21 protein-coding genes and 1 pseudogene are annotated in these 19662 nt (G+C 39.9%); 11 read left to right on the top strand and 11 right to left on the bottom strand.

Annotated features, from left to right (window positions below):
- Window positions 1-188 precede the first annotated feature (188 nt).
- Together ACOT8F_RS19760 and menC are read left to right on the top strand one after the other, a co-directional pair.
- Window positions 189-1670, top strand: a complete 1482-nt coding sequence (locus ACOT8F_RS19760; RefSeq protein ID WP_421653653.1) for an o-succinylbenzoate--CoA ligase — start codon at window positions 189-191, stop codon at window positions 1668-1670.
- Window positions 1667-2773: an o-succinylbenzoate synthase gene (gene menC / locus ACOT8F_RS19755; protein ID WP_421653652.1), complete on the top strand. Its 1107-nt coding sequence runs from the start codon at window positions 1667-1669 to the stop codon at window positions 2771-2773. The genes ACOT8F_RS19760 and menC overlap by 4 nt, the downstream gene beginning before the upstream one ends.
- 309 nt (window positions 2774-3082) lie before the next feature.
- Here menC and ACOT8F_RS19750 read toward each other — a convergent pair whose 3' ends face one another.
- Genes ACOT8F_RS19750 through ACOT8F_RS19740 form a run of 3 tightly spaced genes read right to left on the bottom strand, consistent with a single transcriptional unit; the run spans window position 3083 to window position 5774 of the window.
- Entirely contained in the window at window positions 3083-3244 is a 162-nt protein-coding gene (locus ACOT8F_RS19750) for a DUF1540 domain-containing protein (protein WP_421653651.1), read from the bottom strand.
- Between the two features lie 55 nt (window positions 3245-3299).
- Entirely contained in the window at window positions 3300-4361 is a 1062-nt protein-coding gene (locus ACOT8F_RS19745) for a cytochrome d ubiquinol oxidase subunit II (protein WP_421653650.1), read from the bottom strand.
- Between the two features lie 60 nt (window positions 4362-4421).
- The gene (locus ACOT8F_RS19740; protein ID WP_421653649.1) at window positions 4422-5774 is read right to left on the bottom strand and encodes a cytochrome ubiquinol oxidase subunit I; all 1353 of its coding nucleotides are present in this window, start codon (window positions 5772-5774) and stop codon (window positions 4422-4424) included.
- A 297-nt stretch (window positions 5775-6071) separates the two neighbouring features.
- Between ACOT8F_RS19740 and ACOT8F_RS19735 the strand changes: the two genes are divergently transcribed.
- Entirely contained in the window at window positions 6072-6323 is a 252-nt protein-coding gene (locus ACOT8F_RS19735) for a type B 50S ribosomal protein L31 (RefSeq protein WP_421653648.1), read from the top strand.
- A gap of 240 nt (window positions 6324-6563) precedes the next feature.
- On the opposite strand, the gene ACOT8F_RS19730 is transcribed toward ACOT8F_RS19735, so the two are convergent.
- The 3 genes from ACOT8F_RS19730 to yidD all read right to left on the bottom strand — a co-directional run bounded on the left by ACOT8F_RS19730 (window position 6564) and on the right by yidD (window position 8511).
- A complete protein-coding gene (locus ACOT8F_RS19730) occupies window positions 6564-7523 on the bottom strand; it encodes a metal ABC transporter solute-binding protein, Zn/Mn family (protein WP_421653647.1) in 960 nt (319 codons plus the stop codon).
- 88 nt (window positions 7524-7611) lie between these two features.
- Window positions 7612-8157: an NADPH-dependent FMN reductase gene (locus ACOT8F_RS19725; RefSeq protein ID WP_421653646.1), complete on the bottom strand. Its 546-nt coding sequence runs from the start codon at window positions 8155-8157 to the stop codon at window positions 7612-7614.
- Between the two features lie 108 nt (window positions 8158-8265).
- Window positions 8266-8511: a membrane protein insertion efficiency factor YidD gene (yidD, locus tag ACOT8F_RS19720; protein ID WP_421653645.1), complete on the bottom strand. Its 246-nt coding sequence runs from the start codon at window positions 8509-8511 to the stop codon at window positions 8266-8268.
- A gap of 159 nt (window positions 8512-8670) precedes the next feature.
- Here yidD and ACOT8F_RS19715 point away from each other — a divergent pair, with 159 nt between their 5' ends.
- On the top strand, window positions 8671-9144 hold the full coding sequence (locus ACOT8F_RS19715) for an S-ribosylhomocysteine lyase (RefSeq protein WP_421653644.1): 474 nt from the start codon (window positions 8671-8673) through the stop codon (window positions 9142-9144).
- A gap of 206 nt (window positions 9145-9350) precedes the next feature.
- Here ACOT8F_RS19715 and ACOT8F_RS19710 read toward each other — a convergent pair.
- Window positions 9351-9523 (bottom strand): annotated as a pseudogene (locus ACOT8F_RS19710) (GNAT family N-acetyltransferase); the annotation flags it as partial.
- Between the two features lie 291 nt (window positions 9524-9814).
- On the opposite strand from ACOT8F_RS19710, the gene ACOT8F_RS19705 reads away from it, so the two are divergent.
- On the top strand, window positions 9815-10231 hold the full coding sequence (locus tag ACOT8F_RS19705; RefSeq protein ID WP_421653643.1) for a FixH family protein: 417 nt from the start codon (window positions 9815-9817) through the stop codon (window positions 10229-10231).
- Window positions 10232-10324: 93 nt separating this feature from the next.
- Window positions 10325-10768: a Dps family protein gene (locus ACOT8F_RS19700; protein ID WP_421653642.1), complete on the top strand. Its 444-nt coding sequence runs from the start codon at window positions 10325-10327 to the stop codon at window positions 10766-10768.
- A 247-nt stretch (window positions 10769-11015) separates the two neighbouring features.
- Here the strand turns inward: ACOT8F_RS19700 and ACOT8F_RS19695 are convergent, their stop codons facing one another.
- Window positions 11016-11225 carry a hypothetical protein gene (locus tag ACOT8F_RS19695; protein ID WP_421653641.1) on the bottom strand — a complete coding sequence of 70 codons (210 nt, stop codon included), beginning with the start codon at window positions 11223-11225 and terminating at the stop codon, window positions 11016-11018.
- A 158-nt stretch (window positions 11226-11383) separates the two neighbouring features.
- Here ACOT8F_RS19695 and ACOT8F_RS19690 point away from each other — a divergent pair, with 158 nt between their 5' ends.
- Together ACOT8F_RS19690 and ytkD are read left to right on the top strand one after the other, a co-directional pair.
- Entirely contained in the window at window positions 11384-11716 is a 333-nt protein-coding gene (locus ACOT8F_RS19690; protein WP_421653640.1) for a hydrolase, read from the top strand.
- A 68-nt stretch (window positions 11717-11784) separates the two neighbouring features.
- Entirely contained in the window at window positions 11785-12267 is a 483-nt protein-coding gene (ytkD, locus tag ACOT8F_RS19685; protein WP_421653639.1) for an RNA deprotection pyrophosphohydrolase, read from the top strand.
- Window positions 12268-12458: 191 nt separating this feature from the next.
- Here the strand turns inward: ytkD and ACOT8F_RS19680 are convergent, their stop codons facing one another.
- Genes ACOT8F_RS19680 through ACOT8F_RS19670 form a run of 3 tightly spaced genes read right to left on the bottom strand, consistent with a single transcriptional unit; the run spans window position 12459 to window position 15028 of the window.
- A complete protein-coding gene (locus tag ACOT8F_RS19680) occupies window positions 12459-13256 on the bottom strand; it encodes an ABC transporter permease (protein WP_421653668.1) in 798 nt (265 codons plus the stop codon).
- 1 nt (window position 13257) lies between these two features.
- Window positions 13258-14025, bottom strand: a complete 768-nt coding sequence (locus ACOT8F_RS19675; protein WP_421653638.1) for an ABC transporter ATP-binding protein — start codon at window positions 14023-14025, stop codon at window positions 13258-13260.
- A gap of 13 nt (window positions 14026-14038) precedes the next feature.
- Complete coding sequence (locus tag ACOT8F_RS19670) at window positions 14039-15028, bottom strand: ABC transporter substrate-binding protein (protein WP_421653637.1); 990 nt, start codon at window positions 15026-15028, stop codon at window positions 14039-14041.
- A 132-nt stretch (window positions 15029-15160) separates the two neighbouring features.
- Between ACOT8F_RS19670 and ACOT8F_RS19665 the strand changes: the two genes are divergently transcribed.
- The 3 genes from ACOT8F_RS19665 to ACOT8F_RS19655 all read left to right on the top strand — a co-directional run bounded on the left by ACOT8F_RS19665 (window position 15161) and on the right by ACOT8F_RS19655 (window position 19498).
- On the top strand, window positions 15161-15943 hold the full coding sequence (locus tag ACOT8F_RS19665; protein ID WP_421653636.1) for an alpha/beta hydrolase family protein: 783 nt from the start codon (window positions 15161-15163) through the stop codon (window positions 15941-15943).
- A gap of 76 nt (window positions 15944-16019) precedes the next feature.
- Window positions 16020-16262: a DUF2584 domain-containing protein gene (locus ACOT8F_RS19660; RefSeq protein ID WP_421653635.1), complete on the top strand. Its 243-nt coding sequence runs from the start codon at window positions 16020-16022 to the stop codon at window positions 16260-16262.
- 359 nt (window positions 16263-16621) lie between these two features.
- A complete protein-coding gene (locus ACOT8F_RS19655; protein ID WP_421653634.1) occupies window positions 16622-19498 on the top strand; it encodes a heparinase II/III domain-containing protein in 2877 nt (958 codons plus the stop codon).
- The last annotated feature ends 164 nt before the right edge of the window (window positions 19499-19662 follow it).

Below are 19662 nucleotides of genomic sequence, written 5' to 3'. Positions count from 1 at the left end.
GTGAGACTCCTGCTTAGAAAACGTGTCATGGGAGACACCCCGCAGGAGCAAAGCGACGAGGAAGCTCTAAGGTAAGCCCGCTAAAGCTTGAGTGCCTGCTTGAATCAACAGCCAAGTTTAACAGCTTACCGAAATTAAAACAGGAACGAATAACAATATTGAGAACGGTCTTATTTTAAGAGGTGAAAATGTTGGAAGATGGAATGGTTATGCCCAACTGGCTGATGCAGAGGGCTCACCTGACTCCTGAACGAATCGGTCTGGTATATAACGAGAAGGAGTTTACATTTCTGAAATTACATGAAGAAGCAACATTAAAATTTCTTAAGCTGAAAAATTTTGGTGTAGAGAAAGGTGACCATGTTGCTGTCCTTATGAAAAATAGTGCTGAAATGGTGAGTTTGCTGCATGCGATCTTTTATGCAGGAGCACAAGCTGTGCTTTTAAATTCAAGGCTGACGGAAGAAGAACTAAGGTGGCAGCTTGAAGATGCGGAAGCGAAATTGGCTGTTTGTGATGCTTCTCTAATAGGAAAAATAGAAGCATCCAATACGAGTGTCATTAGCTTAGATCAATTAAATCAAGCAGAGGAACTTGCTTATACTCCAGAAAAGGAATTTAATCTAAAGCAAACAGCAAGCATTATGTATACATCCGGCACGACTGGTTTTCCTAAAGGAGTACAGCAAACCTTTGGCAACCATTGGTGGAGTGCTTCGGGTTCTTTGCTGAATTTGGGACTCAGTGAGAATGACAAGTGGCTTGCAGCTGTCCCTGTATTTCACATCAGCGGTTTGTCGATTCTTTTTCGAAGCGTCATATATGGAATTTCTGTCGTATTATTTGATAAATTTGACGCAAAGTCCATCAATCAAACGATTATGACAAAAGGAATTACAACGATTTCAGTAGTAGGAACGATGCTGAAGGAAATGATTGAAGAAATGGGAGAAAGAAAATATCCTAAAACGTTCCGCTGCATGCTGCTTGGAGGCGGACCAGCTGCTAAAAGCATGCTTGAAGAGTGCAAAGAAAAAAAGATCCCTGTCTTTCAGACCTTTGGAATGACCGAGACTTCATCTCAGTTCACTACTCTTTCTCCTGAATACAGTATTTCCAAGCTTGGTTCTGCGGGAAAGCCTCTTTTCCCAAACCAAATAAAAATTTTGGGCGAGAACGGGGAAGAGAAAGCAGCTAATGAGGCAGGAGAGATTCTCGTGAAGGGACCGAATGTAACACCAGGGTACTGGAAAAGAGAGGAGGCAACAGAAAAAAATATCATAAACGGCTGGTTCCGCACTGGAGATATCGGCCTTCTTGATGAGGAAGGCTTTTTATATGTCTTGGACCGGAGATCTGATTTGATTATTTCAGGAGGAGAAAATGTTTATCCGGCAGAAATCGAGTCAGTACTCTCTGGACATCCGTCTGTAAAAGAAGCAGGGGTCGCAGGTGCATCCCATGAAAAATGGGGAGAAGTTCCACATGCCTTTATCGTGCTTTCTTCTAATGCTGAAAAGCAAGATCTTATTGATTATTGCAAAGAATATCTTGCCCCATACAAGATTCCTGCTTATATCACTTTTACATCGGAGCTTCCGAGAAACGCTTCAAGGAAACTGCTTCGCAGAACGTTAAAAGAGTGGGCAAACGAGGATCAAAGTCGATGAGAATAAAAGAAGTATCATTGCATTTTACCGAAATGGAATTAGTGAGCCCCTTTACGTCAAGTATTGAAAGAGTAACAAAAAGGGAAAGCATTATTATTGAAGCGGCAGATAAAGATGGACTGACAGGCTGGGGAGAAGCTGTTGCCTTTTCTTCTCCATGGTATACAGAGGAAACGGTTCAAACAGTATTTCATATGCTGAAAGATTTTTTGATACCTCTGCTTTTATCACATGAATTCGAGCATCCAAGCGACCTGCAGCCTCTTTTCGGAGGCTTGAAAAGAAACAACATGGCAAAGGCGTCTCTTGAAGGAGCAGTATGGGATTATTTTTCAAAGAAAAACGGCAAATCGCTAGCCAGTATGCTTGGAGGGACCCGTTCTGAAATTGAGGCAGGAGTGGTGGTTGGGCTTAACCCGCTTCCTATTATGCTGAAAAGCATAGAGAACCATTTAGATGAAGGATACAAGCGCTTTAAAGTCAAAATAAAGCCTGGACAGGATATCGAGCTGATCAGCAGCATAAGAAAGGAATTTCCGAATATTCCGCTTATGGCAGATGCAAATTCTGCCTATTCTTTACAGGATACAGCCCGGTTAAAAGCTCTGGATGATTTCTCGCTAATGATGATTGAACAGCCCCTTGCAGCTGATGACATCATTGATCATGCCCAGCTGCAAAGAGAACTTAAAACCCCAATTTGCCTTGATGAAAGTATTGTTACAAGGGAAGATGCACGCAAAGCGATTCAATTGGGAAGCTGCAGAGTCATTAATATCAAGCCTGGACGAGTAGGCGGGTTGTCAGAGACCATAAAAATCCATGATGTTTGCCAGGAAAATAATATTCCGGTTTGGTGCGGCGGGATGCTTGAAACAGGGATCTCAAGGGCGCATAATATTGCTTGCTCATCCTTGCCGAACTTTATCATTCCAGGCGATATTTCAGCTTCATCCAGGTACTGGAAAGAAGATCTTATTTCTCCAGAAGTAATAGTGACAAATGGCAAAGTCAGAGTACCAAAGGAGCTGGGAATTGGATTTACCGTAGATCTGAAAAAACTGCATAAATATACAAAAATGAAAAAGATATACCGAAACTAGCTTCCTTAGGGAAGTTTTTTTATTTTATCTTGTAAAAAGGGGATTTTTATTCAGAAAAATTGTGTCATTTGCATTTGTCAAAACAAATGGAGTTACCTATTCTTGATAAAGAAAGGGGGAACAATAACTGCTTTGCCTTTAGGGCTGCAGCAAAAGTGCAAGGAAAACACTTCCCCTTCCTGCTTATCCTTTTCTGATGTGCCGGACTTTGCAGCCGGCCTCTTTTTACAATAGGCTGTATAAAAATACGATTCGTAAGAGGCTTTGAAAACTTAAAAAACTGGCCCTCTTGTCGGGCCAGCCCAGTCCTTATATGTCTTGTGGTTTGAAGGTTTTGCAATCTGTTTCTTCTGTTTTTGAAGCATGTTCTCCAGTGTGGCTGACTACATAGATTTCATCTGCTGTGCAGTGATTGCCGCTGCCCCAGTAACTGCAGTTGTGGACTTCACACATAATTTTCTGATTTGCCATTGCCATCCCCCCTTTAAGTGTGGAACGAATATATTTTCTCCACACCGAACAAAGTTCATTCAGGCCGACTTGAATCATTTTCTTTTAGTTCTCTGTTATCTTTCATAAACATATTCCAGAAAAAGATAAAGCCAGGGAAAAGAATGATAAAACCGACAATGTACGAGATGAAGAGCGCTTTAAAGGTATTAGGGTGTGTGAAACCGGCATCCAGTGTAACATCCGGGTAAATCATATAGGGAAGATGGGCTCTTCCGTAAGCATAGCTGGCAAGAAGATACTGAATCACTATAGCAATCATGGCGAGTCTTGGTCTTCCAATCACTCCTTTATGTTTTCTTGAAGGGAAAAACAAAGCGGCGCCAGCTACAATAAACATAATAACGGAACCAATCAAATAAGGGATGTAGTTCATCATGTTCAAATAAATCCAGGATGCTTCGCTTTTTAAGGTAAGCATAATGAAAAAGGCCATTATTAGTGAAATTGGACCTGTTATCAGGGCATCGCGTCTGTAAACCCGATAAGCATCAAGATCCTTTGCCAGGTTGACAGAGTAATCAGCAAGCAATAAGGCTGACAAAAAAAGCGTGCTGCTGATAGCGAATCCTACAAACGAAAGTATATTAGGGCTTGTAAGGAGTTTTGAAAACTGAAGCTGGTGAACACCATTCACAATTTCAATATATCCTCCATGTGTGACGGGAAGGACAGAGATTAAAAAAGCGGGAATAATAAAACCCGAAATTCCCGATATGTAAGTTAAAGCATTATGATATTTCTTGGCTACATGAGAAAAAACCAAAAATCCGCTTCGAATGGCCAGGAGAATGAGAATGATACTGCCCGGAATAAGAAGGACAGTTCCCAGAATGAAGGTAGCACCGGGAAAAAAACTAAACAAGGCAACAACGATCGCTACAATGAAAACATTTGTTACTTCCCATGTTGGAGAAAGATAACGGTTGGCAATGCTGGTCGCTTTCGTTTTCTGGCTTTTAATATAAAGCATGGACCAAAAGCCTGCACCAAAGTCCATTGTGGCCATAAAGGCATATATGAATATAAATCCCCAAAGAACTGAAATGGCTAGCAGCGCATTAAGAGAGACACCCATTTTCTCACGTCCTTTTCCAGTAAAGAATAATAAAGCAGTTAAAAGCTAGGAAATGATTAGTTAGTAAGCATTAACACCATCACTTTTGACTTGTTCTTTGATTTCCGGTTCAAGCGGATTTCTTTTAAAGTAAAAGGTCAGTACAAGGATTACTGCTGCACCTAAAATGAGATAGATAGCGGTAAATAAAATAAAGAGGGTTCCAATCTGGCCAGATTGTGTGACAACATCAGCCGTTCTTAGCATTCTGTATATCACCCACGGCTGTCTTCCAGTACAAGCGAAAATCCACCCGAACTCAACTGCAAGTATAGATAACGGACCGGATATCATACATACCCATAAAAACCATTTTGGAAAAGTATCTTTTTTAAGCACCTTTCTCCATAAAAATCCGGAAAGAGAAAGAACAATCAGCAGGCTGCCTATACCTACCATCGAATTAAAAAGTGTATGTACAAAAAGAGGCGGCCATTCATCTTTTGGAAAATCATTTAACCCTTTCACAACCGTGTCAAAGCTGTTGGCTGCAAGGAAGCTTAATGCCCATGGGACTTCAATAGCCCCTTTGACTTCCTGGGTGTCTTTATCAGTAAAACCACCAATTGCAAGCGGAGCATGATCCTGAGTCTTAAACAGCCCCTCTGCTGCTGCAAGTTTCTCCGGCTGGTATTCATAGAGTTTTTGCGCAGAAGCATGGCCGTTCAAAGCTGTAACGAAAGAAAAGATACCTCCCAGTACAAGCCCCATCATTAAAGCTTTCCGGTGAAAGTGATATAATCTTTCTTTTTTGCGGTGCTTGACCATTTTAAAGGCTGCAATAGAGGCGATGACAAAGCCGCCTGTCATGAAAGCAGAGACGGCTACATGTCCTGCCGAGACAGCAAAACTTGGATTGAAAAAGGCCTTCCATGGCCTGACATCAGTTATTTCACCATTTCGAATGGTAAATCCGTCCGGTGTTCCTTCAAAGGCATGAACATTTGTAATAAGGATGGCAGATGCTGCTGCTCCAACAAATACAAGAAATACAGTGATCAGCCTCATTTTAGTTGAAAGCCTGTCATAAGCATAAACATATATTGACATAAATAAAGCTTCTATAAAAAAGGCATAAACTTCTATTTGAAATGGCAAAGACATTACTTTCCCGATCACTTCCATAAATCCCGGCCATAAGAGAGAAAGCTGTGTTGCAGCAATGGTTCCGGTTGGAATAGCAACACCAAGCAAGACGGCCTGAGCTTTTGTCCATCTTTTTGCCATTATGGTATAATCCTTATCCTTTGTTCTTAAGTACATAATTTCCGCAGCAAATATCATGAGAGGAATTCCAACTCCCAATGTTGCAAAAATGATATGAAATCCCATTGTAGTGCCAAATAATGACCGGGCCAGTACTAAATCTGACATAAGAAATCCGCCTTTCTGAACTGTTATCTTTGTATTTTAGCCCCTTAACACTGTATGATCTGTTAAAGTGCATAAAAGCTTAACTTTAGATGAGTTTAGTGGAGGAAAAACTGACCTTCTTAAAAGCAGCTTTCATATAAATTTCCTACCTTATTATCCACTTTCTTCTAATTTTTATTCTTTTATTTTCCTCTTCTAGAAAAACTGGGATTTTAAAACTCGTAATTTGACAATAAGTAAGTTGTGCGATATTATATAAAACGTAATTATTACGATTTAATGAAAGGGGAAATTTTGATGAAACAAGGAATTCACCCAACTTATAATAAAGTGGTATATATGGATGTAAACAGCGGAAAACAGTTTTTGAGCGGATCTACTAAGACTTCCAATGAAACAGTGGAATGGGAAGACGGCAACACGTATCCACTGATTAAAATGGAGGTAACGTCAGATACCCATCCATTTTATACAGGCAGACAAAAATTTGCGGATAAAGGCGGCCGTGCAGATCGCTTTATGAAAAAATACAATATGAAAAATAACTAAAAGCGAGCTGTAATGCTCGCTTTTTCTTTTGGGTATTGAAAGATGGAACAATTGATTGCAGAGAATTAAAATGAGGGAAGGGAAAGAGGGAGAGAAACATTAAAAACGGGACATGAGGGAGACAAAGGAAATAAAAGAGGCAGTTAAAGATCACTTTCCTGAATAGATGATACATCAAGTCATCCTTATAAAAAAAGGATTCATTCATGAGAGTAAGAAAAGCATCCGATGGATGCTTTTTTAATTTGATAAAGCTATTTTCAGGTTCTTCAAATTCTCTCTCATCAGGCTGAAGTAGTCTTCTTTGTTTTGAATCGCTTCTTGTGAGACGGATTCAAGGTTATTAAGCGTTAATGGTTTAGCTCCCAATTCCTGTTCAACAATTTGTGAAATTTTACTGCTGATGTTTTTTTCAAAAATAACGTAATGGATGTTATGCTTTCTTGAAGTACTGATTATGTTTTCAAGCGTTTTTTGCGATGGTTCCTCCGAAGGGGATAAGCCCATTACACTGATTTCATGAATGCCATATCGATTTTCCCAGTATCCATATGCTGCATGAGAGACTAGTATTTCTTTTTTCGGTGATTTTTTAATGGTGTCTGCATATTCTTTATCCAGTTTTAAAAGCTCGGTTTTTAATGCGTGAAAGTTTTTCTCAAATTGAGCTTTCCCTTTTGGGTGCAGCTGAACGAGCGAGTTTTTAATGTTTTCGGCAATTTGAATTGAACGAATCGGATCAAGCCATACATGCGGGTCGGTATCTCCGTGTTCGTCTTCATCTTCACCTCCATAAGGATCACCGCTTTGACTTTCTTGATGATGGTGTTCTCCTTTTAAAAGCTTCATCCCTTTTGTAGCTTTCACAACAGGAATGTTTTCGCTTTTTAAGATTTCCGCTGCTTTATCTCCAAAACCTTCAATACCTGCACCTGTATAAATAAAAGCATTGCTTTCAGACATATCTACCATTGTCTTTGTGGAGGGCTCGTAAGAATGGGCTTCTACGTTTGGAGGAATAATACTTTCTGCTTCTACCATGTTTCCGCCTATCTTTTTTGTGAAATCCTCAAGAGGGAAAATAGTGGTGTATATTTTCAGTTTTCCATTAACATCATTCTTGTTGTCTTTTTTAGAACATCCGCTTAATATAATGGAAAAGCCCATTAAAAAGATCATAGATTTTATCAATTTCTTCATTTTTTTCTCCTATCATATGCTTGCATTGCAAATCCTCACTCATTATATCGTAATAGTTACGATTAGCCTTTTAATAACAATTGGCTCTTCAAGTGACCGAAGAGAGCAGGGAGTGAAGCACATTTTCTAACTCTTTTTTAGTAAAAGCATCTATAATTTCAGCGTTTTTACTAATCTTGGTTCCTGCTGCTCCAATTCTTAAAGTGCTTTCTTCGGGAATTTTCGCCTGTATCATTTCCAGTGTAAGCATGATGGACTCATGTGCTTTCTCTCCTCCTGATGAATGAGAAGAAGCACTAATAACAGCAACGGGCTTATTCATGAATTCCCCTGAAGAAACGGCCCAATCGAGCGCATTTTTTAAAACTCCAGGCACCCCGCGTGCATACTCAGGAGTGCAAATGATCACACCATCCGCTTCTTTCAGCTGTTTGCGAAAGTTAGAAACAGAGTCAGGAGGCTCTTCTGTATCAATTTCCGGATTGAAATGCGGAAGATTTTCCAACCCTTCATAAAAGTGAAAATCAGTTTCGAGTGGTGAGATTTTTGAGAGAGCCAACAAAATAGTTGTATTGGAAGAATTTTTACGCAAACTGCCTGAAATGGCGAGAATTTTTACTTTTTTTGCATTCATATTATGATCTCCTTCACAGTACCATTATTGGGTATGGCCAGCGTTCTAAACAAATGACATAAAAGTCTTAAGGCGTTATCATTTATGGAAGAGAAATGCGTTCATAACTTATGGATGATGAGGTTTCTGATTAGAATCTTTTGCTTCAGGGACGGGATCAAATCCTCCAGGATGAAATGGGTGGCACTTTGCAATCCGTACTGCTGCAAGATATCCTCCTTTTAATGCACCGTGGCGCCGAACAGCTTCTAATCCATAACTTGAACAGGTGGGATAAAATCTGCATGTAGGAGGTTTAAGCGGGGAGATGACTTTCTGGTAAAATTTAATAATACCGATTAAAACAAATTTCATTTTGTACACCTGCCTTTTTCATGTTTACTGTAAAGCAGAAAAAGGGTAAAAGCAATAAGAACACTTTGTCCGGTCAAATATTTTAAATCAAACAAAGTTGATGAAATTAATCGGAATTAGTAGTACAATGGAATAAGAACTTTTAAGGAGTGATAGGGTATGCCTTCAGTAGAAAGCTTTGAATTAGATCATACAGCGGTAAAAGCCCCATATGTCAGACATTGCGGTGTGCACAAGGTCGGGACAGACGGTGTAGTAAATAAATTTGATATTCGTTTCTGCCAGCCGAATAAACAGGCAATGCAGCCTGCTACCATTCACACATTGGAGCATCTTCTTGCCTTTACAATTCGCACTTATTCGGAGAACTATGATCACTTTGATATTATCGACATTTCTCCAATGGGATGCCAAACAGGCTACTATTTAATTGTCAGCGGAGATGCGAAAGTGACCGAAATTATTGATCTTCTAGAAGAAACAATGAAAGACGCCGTTCAAGTTACTGAAATTCCGGCAGCAAATGAGCTGCAATGCGGCCAGGCAAAGCTTCACGACCTTGAAGGAGCTAAGCGTCTAATGAACTTCTGGCTTGACCAGGATAAATCAGACCTTGAAAAAGTATTTGGGTAAAATTTAAAGCGGAAGCACGCGTATAGCCCAGACAAGCGCTGGAGGAAAATGATGCAAAGTCGGATTTTCTGAAGCGACTTCGAGGGGCTGCGTGCTGTAGCTGGATGACTAAAGCGGAAGCGCCTTGGTCAGCTCCCGATATAAAAGATGAACGGTGTTCTATACGAACACCGTTTTTTTATGACCATTGAGGCTAGTCATTTTTATTAATTAGCGCCAGCATTTGATGATCTTCCCATTTTCCGTTGATCTTCCCATTTTCCGTTGATTTTCACATTTTTTCTTGCAATGCCTTCTTTGTGGAATCGGCCTTTTCGAGGACTCTAATTGAGCCTGCATTATGTTGTATAACCCCTGCCTCTAATCGATAAAGCTTCAATAAAGCCTACCAAATACTAATACTCCTTTTAATTTCATTTTCCTTTTTAGGCTCTTTTCTATTTGCTGTTCATAATCTTATTTTTGTTCGCAAACTCTTTTTATGGGCAAAAACTTTAAGAAAAGATGCCCCGATGCTAGTCTGAATGCATGATAAAATCATGTACGAAAAACAACAATCTCTGCGAAAACAGCTTTTTTCAAAAAAGGAATTTAAAAAGTGATATGGAATAGTAAAAAGATGGAGAAAAAGGTATTCTCGGGGGTCATCAAAAGAAATAGGAGGATCATAATGAAAAATTGGACAGCGCTTGCAGTTATCCTTTTACTAGCTGCCCTTAGTGGATGTGCACAAACTAACGCTTCAGGATCAGACGAAATAAAGGAGCTGAAGGTCTCTTTAAACGGCCCAATTAAAGTGGATTTGAATAAATCTTATCATTATACCGCACATGTTACATATGGTGATCAAAAAGTGGAGGATGCTAAAGTAGAATTTGAAGTTGTTTCTTCTGATGGGACAGATGAAATGAAGAAAGCAACTGCTGCTGGCAACGGAGATTACAAGCTCGATTATACGTTTCGCTCTGACAGCATTTATTCTATTCAGTCACACGTCAGTGCCCGGGACCAGCATAATATGCCGAAAATAGAAATTATGGCAGGTAAAGGCGGAAAGCAAGCAATGAATATGGAAATGAAGCATTAGAATGAATCTTTTCTGCTCCTTAAGACGTGCATTCCTGCAAATATTTAGGACAAACTAACGCAGGAGTATTTTAGGTTTAAGGAGGAAAAGGATATGTCATCGCAAAAATTAATTACTGCGGTAAACAAGCAAGTAGCCAACTGGACAGTGCTATATGTAAAACTACATAATTATCACTGGTTTGTGAAAGGGAAGGATTTTTTTACACTGCATGAAAAATTTGAGGAATTCTACAATGAGGCAGGCACCTATATTGACGAGCTTGCTGAACGGCTGCTTGCACTGAACGGGAAACCTGTGGCTACTATGAAAGACTGTCTGTCAGTCGCATCAATTGAGGAAGCAACAGGGAAGGAAACGGCTGAAAAAATGGTTCAGCAATTATTTGATGATTTTTCTGCTGTAGCCCAAGAACTGAAAGAAGGCATGGATCTGGCTGCAGATTCTGGTGATGAAACGACAGGTGATATGCTTTTATCTATTCATCAAAAATTGGAAAAGCATAATTGGATGCTTAAAGCTTATTTAAATAAATAATTTGATAGGGGACTCAAATAAATTGAGTCCTCTTTTTGATCAGGGTTAAAAGTGTTTAAAAAGGGTAAAGTCAAAAATGAAAAGGTTATTGCTCTTTTCTTGAATTTTGTTGTTTTTTCATGCAATTAAGTGAATATAGAGCATGAATACACTTGCGTATTTTAAGAAGAGATGCCACGAAGCTAATCTATATAATGTGTTTTAAGACCATACGACTAGCAACAATCTTTGCGAAAACAGCCTTTAATTAATAGGTATCAAATTGCCTGTTTACTTGCTCAAGCATTGTATTGGCTATTGCGTCCCGAAGCGATTCACTGTCCATTTTACGGGTGAGCTGCTGAACTTCTTCATCTGACAGCTGGTAAACATAGTCGGCAATAGCCGCGTTGATGTCTTCGTCATCAGCCCTAAAACGGATAGCGGCATCTTTGATAAAGTGGTTTTTCCAATCCATTATCTTCCCTGCTTTCTTATCTTTTCTCCATTCAATTTTCCATTAATTGATCTCAGGCATGCACGTAAGTATATGGAAATAGGAAGACGAATGAAGTATGAAAGAAGCACCAGTGTTATAAACTAGGCTAAAACCGATGGATCAAGGAGCTGGGCAGGGTGTCAAAAGATAAAAAAACATACTATGTGTCAGTTGGCAGCGGCGAAATCTCGCAAAGCGAGACAGCCTCAACATGGGAGTTTAAAATAGAAGCAACAGCTGATGAAATTGTTGAGCTGAGAGAATGTTTTGACCAAGTGAATTTGGCCAGCTGGCAAGGATTTTTCAGATCTCATGTTCCTTTTATGGAATATCATTATGATAAGCAAAATGATGAGGTCGATGACATGAACCTAAAAGTTTACAGAATGATTTATGTGCTCGGAGATGAAGAAGCGAAAGAGCATATACGCTCACAAAATATTCTGAAAAACATTAAACAGCAAGAGTAGCCATTATACATCAGGTTTTCATTGTGATAAGATATGATTGGAAAAGTTGAGAGCAGAGGGATTAGAAGATGTACCGTTTTAAAGATTTTTATCATAATGAAGTTCAGCTTTCTTTTGACAAACATCCATTTTCGAAAATGCCAAAGCATGTCTGGGTGATTTGCAGATATAAGGGACAGTGGCTGCTTACAGAGCACGGAGACCGCGGCTATGAGTTTCCAGGAGGCAAAGTGGAAAAGCTGGAAACAGCGGAAGAGGCAGCTGAAAGAGAAGTGATGGAAGAAACGGGCGGCAAAATTGAAACCCTCCGTTATCTTGGCCAGTACAAGGTGTTTGGCAAAGAAAAAACCATTATAAAAAACATTTATTATGCTGTGATCAGTGAACTTGAGAAAAAGGACAGTTATTTTGAAACGAAAGGGCCTGTCTTGTTTAATGAACTGCCGGGCAATATTTTTCAAAATCGAAAATTCAGCTTTATTATGAAGGACGAAGTCTTAAAGCACTCTCTACAAAGGGTCAAAGACTGTTTTTTATCTGAAGGACGATGAAGAAGCTTGCCAATTATCCGGCAAGCTTTTCATTTTTATATTGGCTCTTTTCTTAAACTTTGTTGTTTTTTGATTGATTTATGGGAGCTATCATACATTGCGAATTTTAAGAAAAGTAATCTTTTTACGTTTTCTAATCCCATACGAATAACAACTATATTTGCGAAAAAAGCCTTTATATTTTTACAGTTTCATTGGTCTTTGACCAGTTTCTTTTCCAAATATTCAACAGCTTTATACATAATCGTTGCAATAACTGCAATAACGAGCAGGCTTAAAAAGACTAATGTGAAATTGAAAACCTGAAAGCCGTTAATGATCAAGTATCCCAGCCCATTTGCGGAAACCAGGAATTCTCCGACAATCACTCCAACCCATGAAAGCCCGACATTAACTTTTAAGGTGGAGATGATTGCTGGAAAAGAGGCGGGAAGCACAGCATCATTAAAAATTTGCCATTTTGATGCCCCGAAAGTTCTTAAAACTTTTATATAGTTAGGATCCACTTCTCTGAATGATGTATAGATGACAATGGTTGTAATGATCACGGAAATGATCGTGCCCATCGCAATAATGGAAGTAAAGCCTGGTCCAAGCGCAACAATTAATATTGGTCCGAGTGCTACCTTTGGCATAGCATTTAAAATGACCAGGTACGGATCGAGAACCTTTGAAAGCATGGGTGACCACCATAATAAAGCGGCCAGAAGAACCCCCAAAAGAGTTCCAAAAAGAAATCCTAAGATCGTTTCAAAGACTGTTACACCTAAGTTAGTGAGAAGGGAACCATCTGAAATCTTTTCCAGAAGCAAAAGAACGATTTTAGACGGAGAACTGAAGATTAAGGGATCTATCCATTCCAGTCTTGAAGCGGTTTCCCACAAAGTGAAAAACGCTGCAAAAATAAGGATTTGATAGAGCAGAATGTTGCGTTTTTGTTTTTTGAGGTCATTTAGATAATTTTGATGAAGGTTATCCGAGTTAGACATATTAGTTTTCAAGATGCTCCAGCTCCTTCCAGATGGACTGGAACAGCCATGAAAACTGCTCATCCTGCCGTGCATCAAATGGCGCCATCTTTTTCAGTGAATCAGGAACTGTAAACGTTTTAAACAAACGGCCCGGTTTTGAGGCAAAGAGAAAAATACGATCGCTCATCGCAATGGCCTCCCCAATATCATGAGTAACCAATATAGCCGTTTTTTTGTATTCCTTCAGCGTTTTGTGAACCGTATTTTCTAATTTCAGCTTTGTTTGGTAATCAAGGGCTGAAAAAGGTTCATCCAATAGCAGTATTTCAGGATCCACAGCAAGTGTGCGAACAAGGGCCGCACGCTGCCGCATACCTCCGGATAGCTGCCTTGGGAATTTATTTTCCACATTTTCAAGACCCATCTCAAAGAGCATGGATAGAGTGGAAGCCTTTTTCTCATCTGAAAGCTGCTTTAACGTTTTTAACCCGATCAGAACATTTTCTTCAATGGTTTTCCAGGGAAATAAATAATCCTGCTGAAGCATATAACCTATGGTTCCAACCATTCTGTTTACGGGTTCACCATGGATTAGAACCTCTCCTTCTGTTGGAGAGAGCAGGCCTGAAACAATAGAAAGCAAAGTCGTTTTTCCGCATCCGCTGGGACCGAGAAAGGAAACAAATTCCCCTTCCTCGATCTCCATGCTGATGTCCTGGAGTGCTTGCGTTGCAGAGTCCTTTGTTAAATAGGTGTGGTTGATTTCCTGGATGGATAAATAGGACATTTCTACAGCCTCCTTATTTAGAAGCCGCCTTTTCCGCGTAAGTTGTATTCACGAGTGTTTTGTACTCGGCCCGCTGTGGAAGTTCACCGGCTTCCTTCATAATATCTTGCAGGTTGTTCCATGACTTTTCATCTAGAACAGGGGATGTTGCATAGGAACCTTGGTTTTTATATCTATCTACAACCGTTTCAATAATGTTGGTATCTGTATCTTTAAATTGGCTTGCAATGGCAGAAGCTATTTCCTTTGCGCTGTGGTCTTTTACCCATTGCTGTGCTTTATAAATGGCCATCGTAAACTTTTCTAAGGCACTGCTGTTTTTCTTAATGTAGCTTTGCTTTGACATAAAACTCGTATAAGGCACGAGGCCGGATTCCTTCCCAAACGATGCGATAATATGTCCCTTGCCTTCTTTTTCAAAAATGCTGGCAGTTGGTTCAAATAGCTGGACATAATCACCAGTTCCGGATGCAAAGGCATTGGCAATGTTAGCAAAATCAATATTTTGAATCAGCTTTAAATCATTTTTAGGATCAATCTGATGCTTCTTCAAAACAAATTCCCCTACCATTTGAGGCATGCCGCCTTTACGCTGGCCAAGGAAGGTGGAGCCTTTTAATTGTTCCCAGGAGAAATTCTCTACCTTTTTTCTTGAGACAAGGAATGAGCCATCAGTCTGAGTTAGCCGGGCGAAATTAATAGCGGGATCCTTGGAGCCTTGATTTTTTACATAAATGGATGTTTCAGAACCGACTAATGCTACATCTGCTCCATTAGAAAGAAGGGCTGTCATCGTTTTATCTCCGCCCCAAGTGGTTGCCAGCTGAACATCGAGCCCTTCTTCTTTAAAAAAACCTTTTGAAAGGGCAACATATAAAGGTGCATAAAAAATGGAATGCGTCACCTCAGCAACCCTTATTTTCTGAACCTGGTTTTGATTGCAGGCTGATAGTGGTAAAACCAATAAAAGCAGTAATGAAAGTCCAACAAGCCATTTTTTCATTGAATGTCCTCCTCATGCTATAACGCAAAATTTCTATCTAAATGTAAAGTATGTATGGATAAAAAAGACTGTGAAAACAAATGGCTTAGTACTGGAAAGAAAAGAGCTAAACAAAATGAAAAGAGTGAGAGCATGAAAAATGGAGAAATCATAGAAAAATTCAAATATCCTTCTCCGCATCCGGAAATTGAGCTGTTTTCCGTCACCTATTACTCAAACGGCCTTCGTATTAAAGGGATGCTTGCAGAACCAACAGCAGACGGGGAGTATGAAGGATTTTTATATTTGCGCGGAGGAATTAAAAATGTCGGAAAGGTCAGAGCAGGCAGGCTGATCCAATTTGCATCAGAAGGATTTGTGGTTTTTGCTCCCTATTACAGAGGAAATAAGGGAGGCGAAGGAAATGAAGACTTTGCAGGTGAAGACAGATACGATGCTCTTGGAGGGATGGAGCTGTTAAAAAACCATCCAAAAACAGCCGAAGGAAGAATTCATGTGTTTGGTTTTTCAAGAGGAGGGGTTATGGCTCTTTTGACGGGAATCCATGATCACGATGTGTGCTCTGCTGTCACTTGGGGCGGTGTCTCAGATATGGAGCTGACCTACTATGAAAGAGAAGATTTGCGGCGAATGATGAAGAGGGTAATCGGAGGAACACCTGCAAAATACCCTGAGCGTTACAAATGGAGAACGCCATTATATAGTTTAGAACAGCTGCTGGCCCCTGTTTTAATTATTCATGGCGAACAGGATGGCAATGTTTCCTTTGATCATGCAGTAAAATTGGAAAAAAGGCTGAAAGAGTTGGGAAAGAGTGTTGAAACATGGTATTACAAAGAATATACACATTATTTTCCTCCAAAAAAGAATCGGGAAATTGTCAGAAGACTGACACACTGGATGAAGACCAGATAAAAAACAAGGTGATAATCGAAAAGGAAAACAGCCTTATGATAAAATGATGCTAATGATAGAAGGAGGAGAATGCAGGATGGGAATGCCTTTGGAGTTAAATACGATGATCGTAACGAAGGGGAATGAAGTGCGGCTGGATGAAAACATCTTCAGTCTAAAAAAAGCGGGATATCGTCTTTACCCGCTTGATTTACCCCTGGAGGTCAGAAAAACAATTGAAGGTGAGCTGATCGGGAAAGCGCTCATTAAAAAAGTGGAGCTAGAAGAAGAAGGAACAACCCTGACGTATCAGCTGATCGAATTAAACTCTACAAATTAGAAGTTTCGATGCCTGCAGGCTGGACCTGCAGGTTTTTTTTCTGTAATTATCCTTATTATAAGATCATTCACCATACATTTTACAAAGCCGTTTTCTTGAATGCCTCATTTTGAAAAAGGCTGTTTTCACAGAGATTGTTGCTTTTCGTAAAAGTTTTTATCAGAAATTAAGACTAGCTTGGCGGCAGCTTTTCTTAAAGTTCTTGCCATAGCGTGGGCTGTGATCGAAATATAGGGTTATAAGCAACAAAAAATGATTCTTTTGTTCTTATTTTTTGTTTAAAAAGCAATAATTTCTCTTTTTATAGCCGATAAGTAGTAGTGTAAAGGAATTATAATAGACAATCAGGAGGTAATGTTATGAGAAAAAATACCTTCCTTTTAACCTTCATTACTGCTTTTTTACTGTTGGCTTTGCCTGCAGAGGCTAAAGAGAATTATATAATAGAGGTTAATGGAAAGCAGCAATCGCTTGTCCCTGTGATTCAAAATAAAATCGTTATGCTGCCGCTCGTCCAAACTGCAAAAGCCTTAAAGCTTTCGGCTAAATATGACAGCCGTCAGAAAAGCTATACATTAAGCGGGAATGGGAAAACCTATGCCGTTTACAGAAATTCCGATAAAGTACTGATTAACAAAAAAGTATCCCATTTAAAGGGAAAAGTTCAAACGATACAAAAAATTGATAGGATTTCGCTTGAGAGCCTGGTAGGTCTTTTTGGCCTCATTACAAAAACAGATCAAGCAAAACACAAAATAATCATTAATCAAAAATCCTATAAGCCTTCCGTTTCTCCATCCAAATCTGCGGGTATTGCTCCTTCTAAACAGAGCACACAAAAAACTGCAGTTCCTGCATCCCAGCCATCTGCCGTCTCAGCCACCGGATCAAACAATCAAACAACTATTCCAGAACTATCAGCAAACAATGTACCAGCCGGATCGCTCTCTTCAGAGGGAGGACCGGAAATTAAAACAGGGGGAGGGAATGCTTTAATGCCTCAAGGAAAAAATCAGAGTCCCGGCCCTATCATTCAAAGGCCCAGTTCCTTTATTGGATACAACGAGATGGAAAGAGCAAAGAGAAGAATTCAGGACGTTTCTTGGGCAAAAGCCTATGGCAGCCAGATCCAGAAAAAATCGAAGACTATTTTAAATGAGGATATGACAGCCCCTGCGAAAGCTGGAGGCCACACCTCGTGGTACGTCTGCAAAAATGGAATGCAGCTGCAATATCAAAATGGCAGACATTACTGCCCTTCAGATAAACAGTATTACAGCGGGGAAAAATACGATGCAGCATGGCGTACCTTCAAAAATAATGAGCTTATTCAGAATACAAGACTACTCGCTGAATCTTACGCACTGTATGGAAACGAAAAAGACGCAGAGGCCGCAAAAAATATTCTTATTCAGTATGCTGATGCGTATCCTTCTTTTTCAACACAGGAAAAAGGCGGCAAGCTTTATTACCAGTCCCTTGATGAAGCTGTAAGTGCGGTTGATCTGGCAACAGCGTATGACCTTGTTTATAAAAGTACGAATTTTAGCGATAAAGATAAACACAAAATCGAAAGCCAGCTGCTTCGTCCGATGGCAGATGCGATACGCAAATATCCAATGGGACGTTCGAACTGGCAGGCGTGGCATGATGCTGCTATTGGAGCGATCGGTGCTGCTGTACAGGACAGAGCGCTTATTGATGAAGCTGTAAACGGACCGCTTGGTTTTTATTATTTAATGAATAATGGGGTCCTGGCTGATGGGTTCTGGTGGGAAGGTTCAATGGCTTATCATACTTACTCGCTGGCGCCGCTTACCATATTGGCACAGACGGCATCTCATTGGGGATATGACCTTTACAGCAGTCCGAAGTTAAAGCTCATGTTTGATATCCCTCTCCTTTACAGTTATCCGAATTTCGTAATGCCGGCTAATAACGATGGGGGAAAATACGGCACTTCTCTAATCGGGTTTACTTCACCAAGAGGGTACAACGATTATGAAGCAGCATATGCCTATTATAAAGATCCAAACTATGGCTGGCTGCTTAATGAAAAATATAAAACTCTCTCTAGAAATGGCGACTTTGCTCTGTTTTTCGGGGCGGATAAAATTGATGATGGCGAGAGGGAAGCATTGCGAAGCTATAATCTTTCCAGTATCGGACACGCCATTTTAAGAAATCCGGACAATACAGAAGATCAAAATTATCTTCTCTTGGATTACGGAGAATTCGGGGGTGCCCATGGGCACTACGATAAGCTTGCCATCGACTATTACGGAGCTGGCAGCATGCTTGCACCTGACTTTGGAACACCAATTTACAGCCATCCGCTATACAGGAGCTGGTATAAACAAACCATCAGCCATAATACAGTAACAGTTGACGGCAAGTCTCAGCAGGAATCTGCAGGAAAAATGATTTTGTTTTCTTCACAGCCATTCTTTAAGCATCTGTATGCAGCGGCAAATAGCGTTTATAATCATGTAATATATGAACGCGGGATTTGGATGGATGATGACTATACACTGGATTGGTTCTATCTGAATGATCCAAATAAGAGCCATCAGTATGATTGGACTCTTCATGGCCTTGGAACTTATCAGACAAACCTGCCATTAAGACAAGCAGTTTCTTTAGGCAATTCAGACGGTTACGAACAACTGAAGTCCATTAAAACAGCTTCTGCAGAAAACTGCTGGGAAGGTACCTGGTCTTTAGGAGAAAACTTCTTGAGAGTTTCGTCAATCCCTTTCAGCACAAGTCAGGTTTCTATAGCCCAAGCACCTGGTCCTTCCAATGAACCAGATAAGCTGACAACCATGCTTATTCAAAGGAAAACTGAAAAAGAAGCCCAAATTGTAACGATTCTGCAGCCTTTTGAAGGAGCAAATAAATTTAAGGTAACTGGAGAAAGAGAAGGGCTGAATGCTGTTAAAATTTACACATCGAAAGGCATTCAGCATCTATATCAAAATTATCAAGCATTGAAGAATGGTCAGTTAGCTGCAGCAAAAGGGGAAACGGCAATAAATTCAGCCTATGATATGAAGGCAAATGTGAAGTCTTTTCTTAACGGCAGTTCTGTCAATATTCAAGTAAAGGATTTGGGGCAATTTTCCCGCCTTTCTCTTGCTTTCTATGCACCTGGAGCTGCAAAAGCTGCTATTAATAACAGCAATGTTTCATTTATTAAACAGGGAGATTTTATCCTTATTGACTACAGAAAATAAATTCATGCAAAAAAAGATGCGCTTTTTCCAAGCGCATCTCAGTTTGTAGACAAAAGGCATTCGGATGTCTCTATCCGTATGCCTTTTTGTTCATTTTTAAGTAATTTAATGCTTTACAGACCTCTTCCTTGGATACTTTTATGCCATTTTTCCAGATTCCCAAG

It is taken from the genome of Chryseobacillus diguaensis, from assembly GCF_049220665.1.
Taxonomy (GTDB): domain Bacteria; phylum Bacillota; class Bacilli; order Bacillales; family Bacillaceae; genus Metabacillus_B.
The sequence above is the reverse complement of the archived record's forward strand: the minus strand, read 5'-3'. Positions and strand labels throughout refer to the sequence as shown.

Excerpts from the sequence above, each read along its gene's own strand:
- ACOT8F_RS19730 (WP_421653647.1), bottom strand. The coding sequence starts at position 7,523 with ATGAAGAAATTGATAAAATCTATGATCTTTTTAATGGGCTTTTCCATT.
- ACOT8F_RS19745 (WP_421653650.1), bottom strand. The coding sequence starts at position 4,361 with ATGGGTGTCTCTCTTAATGCGCTGCTAGCCATTTCAGTTCTTTGGGGA.
- ACOT8F_RS19675 (WP_421653638.1), bottom strand. The coding sequence starts at position 14,025 with ATGTCCTATTTATCCATCCAGGAAATCAACCACACCTATTTAACAAAG.
- ytkD (WP_421653639.1), top strand. The coding sequence starts at position 11,785 with ATGTACCGTTTTAAAGATTTTTATCATAATGAAGTTCAGCTTTCTTTT.
- ACOT8F_RS19655 (WP_421653634.1), top strand. The coding sequence starts at position 16,622 with ATGAGAAAAAATACCTTCCTTTTAACCTTCATTACTGCTTTTTTACTG.
- yidD (WP_421653645.1), bottom strand. The coding sequence starts at position 8,511 with ATGAAATTTGTTTTAATCGGTATTATTAAATTTTACCAGAAAGTCATC.
- ACOT8F_RS19715 (WP_421653644.1), top strand. The coding sequence starts at position 8,671 with ATGCCTTCAGTAGAAAGCTTTGAATTAGATCATACAGCGGTAAAAGCC.
- ACOT8F_RS19705 (WP_421653643.1), top strand. The coding sequence starts at position 9,815 with ATGAAAAATTGGACAGCGCTTGCAGTTATCCTTTTACTAGCTGCCCTT.
- ACOT8F_RS19660 (WP_421653635.1), top strand. The coding sequence starts at position 16,020 with ATGGGAATGCCTTTGGAGTTAAATACGATGATCGTAACGAAGGGGAAT.
- ACOT8F_RS19725 (WP_421653646.1), bottom strand. The coding sequence starts at position 8,157 with ATGAATGCAAAAAAAGTAAAAATTCTCGCCATTTCAGGCAGTTTGCGT.
- ACOT8F_RS19740 (WP_421653649.1), bottom strand. The coding sequence starts at position 5,774 with ATGTCAGATTTAGTACTGGCCCGGTCATTATTTGGCACTACAATGGGA.
- ACOT8F_RS19700 (WP_421653642.1), top strand. The coding sequence starts at position 10,325 with ATGTCATCGCAAAAATTAATTACTGCGGTAAACAAGCAAGTAGCCAAC.
- ACOT8F_RS19680 (WP_421653668.1), bottom strand. The coding sequence starts at position 13,256 with ATGTCTAACTCGGATAACCTTCATCAAAATTATCTAAATGACCTCAAA.
- ACOT8F_RS19735 (WP_421653648.1), top strand. The coding sequence starts at position 6,072 with ATGAAACAAGGAATTCACCCAACTTATAATAAAGTGGTATATATGGAT.
- ACOT8F_RS19760 (WP_421653653.1), top strand. The coding sequence starts at position 189 with ATGTTGGAAGATGGAATGGTTATGCCCAACTGGCTGATGCAGAGGGCT.
- ACOT8F_RS19670 (WP_421653637.1), bottom strand. The coding sequence starts at position 15,028 with ATGAAAAAATGGCTTGTTGGACTTTCATTACTGCTTTTATTGGTTTTA.
- ACOT8F_RS19665 (WP_421653636.1), top strand. The coding sequence starts at position 15,161 with ATGAAAAATGGAGAAATCATAGAAAAATTCAAATATCCTTCTCCGCAT.
- menC (WP_421653652.1), top strand. The coding sequence starts at position 1,667 with ATGAGAATAAAAGAAGTATCATTGCATTTTACCGAAATGGAATTAGTG.
- ACOT8F_RS19695 (WP_421653641.1), bottom strand. The coding sequence starts at position 11,225 with ATGGATTGGAAAAACCACTTTATCAAAGATGCCGCTATCCGTTTTAGG.
- ACOT8F_RS19750 (WP_421653651.1), bottom strand. The coding sequence starts at position 3,244 with ATGGCAAATCAGAAAATTATGTGTGAAGTCCACAACTGCAGTTACTGG.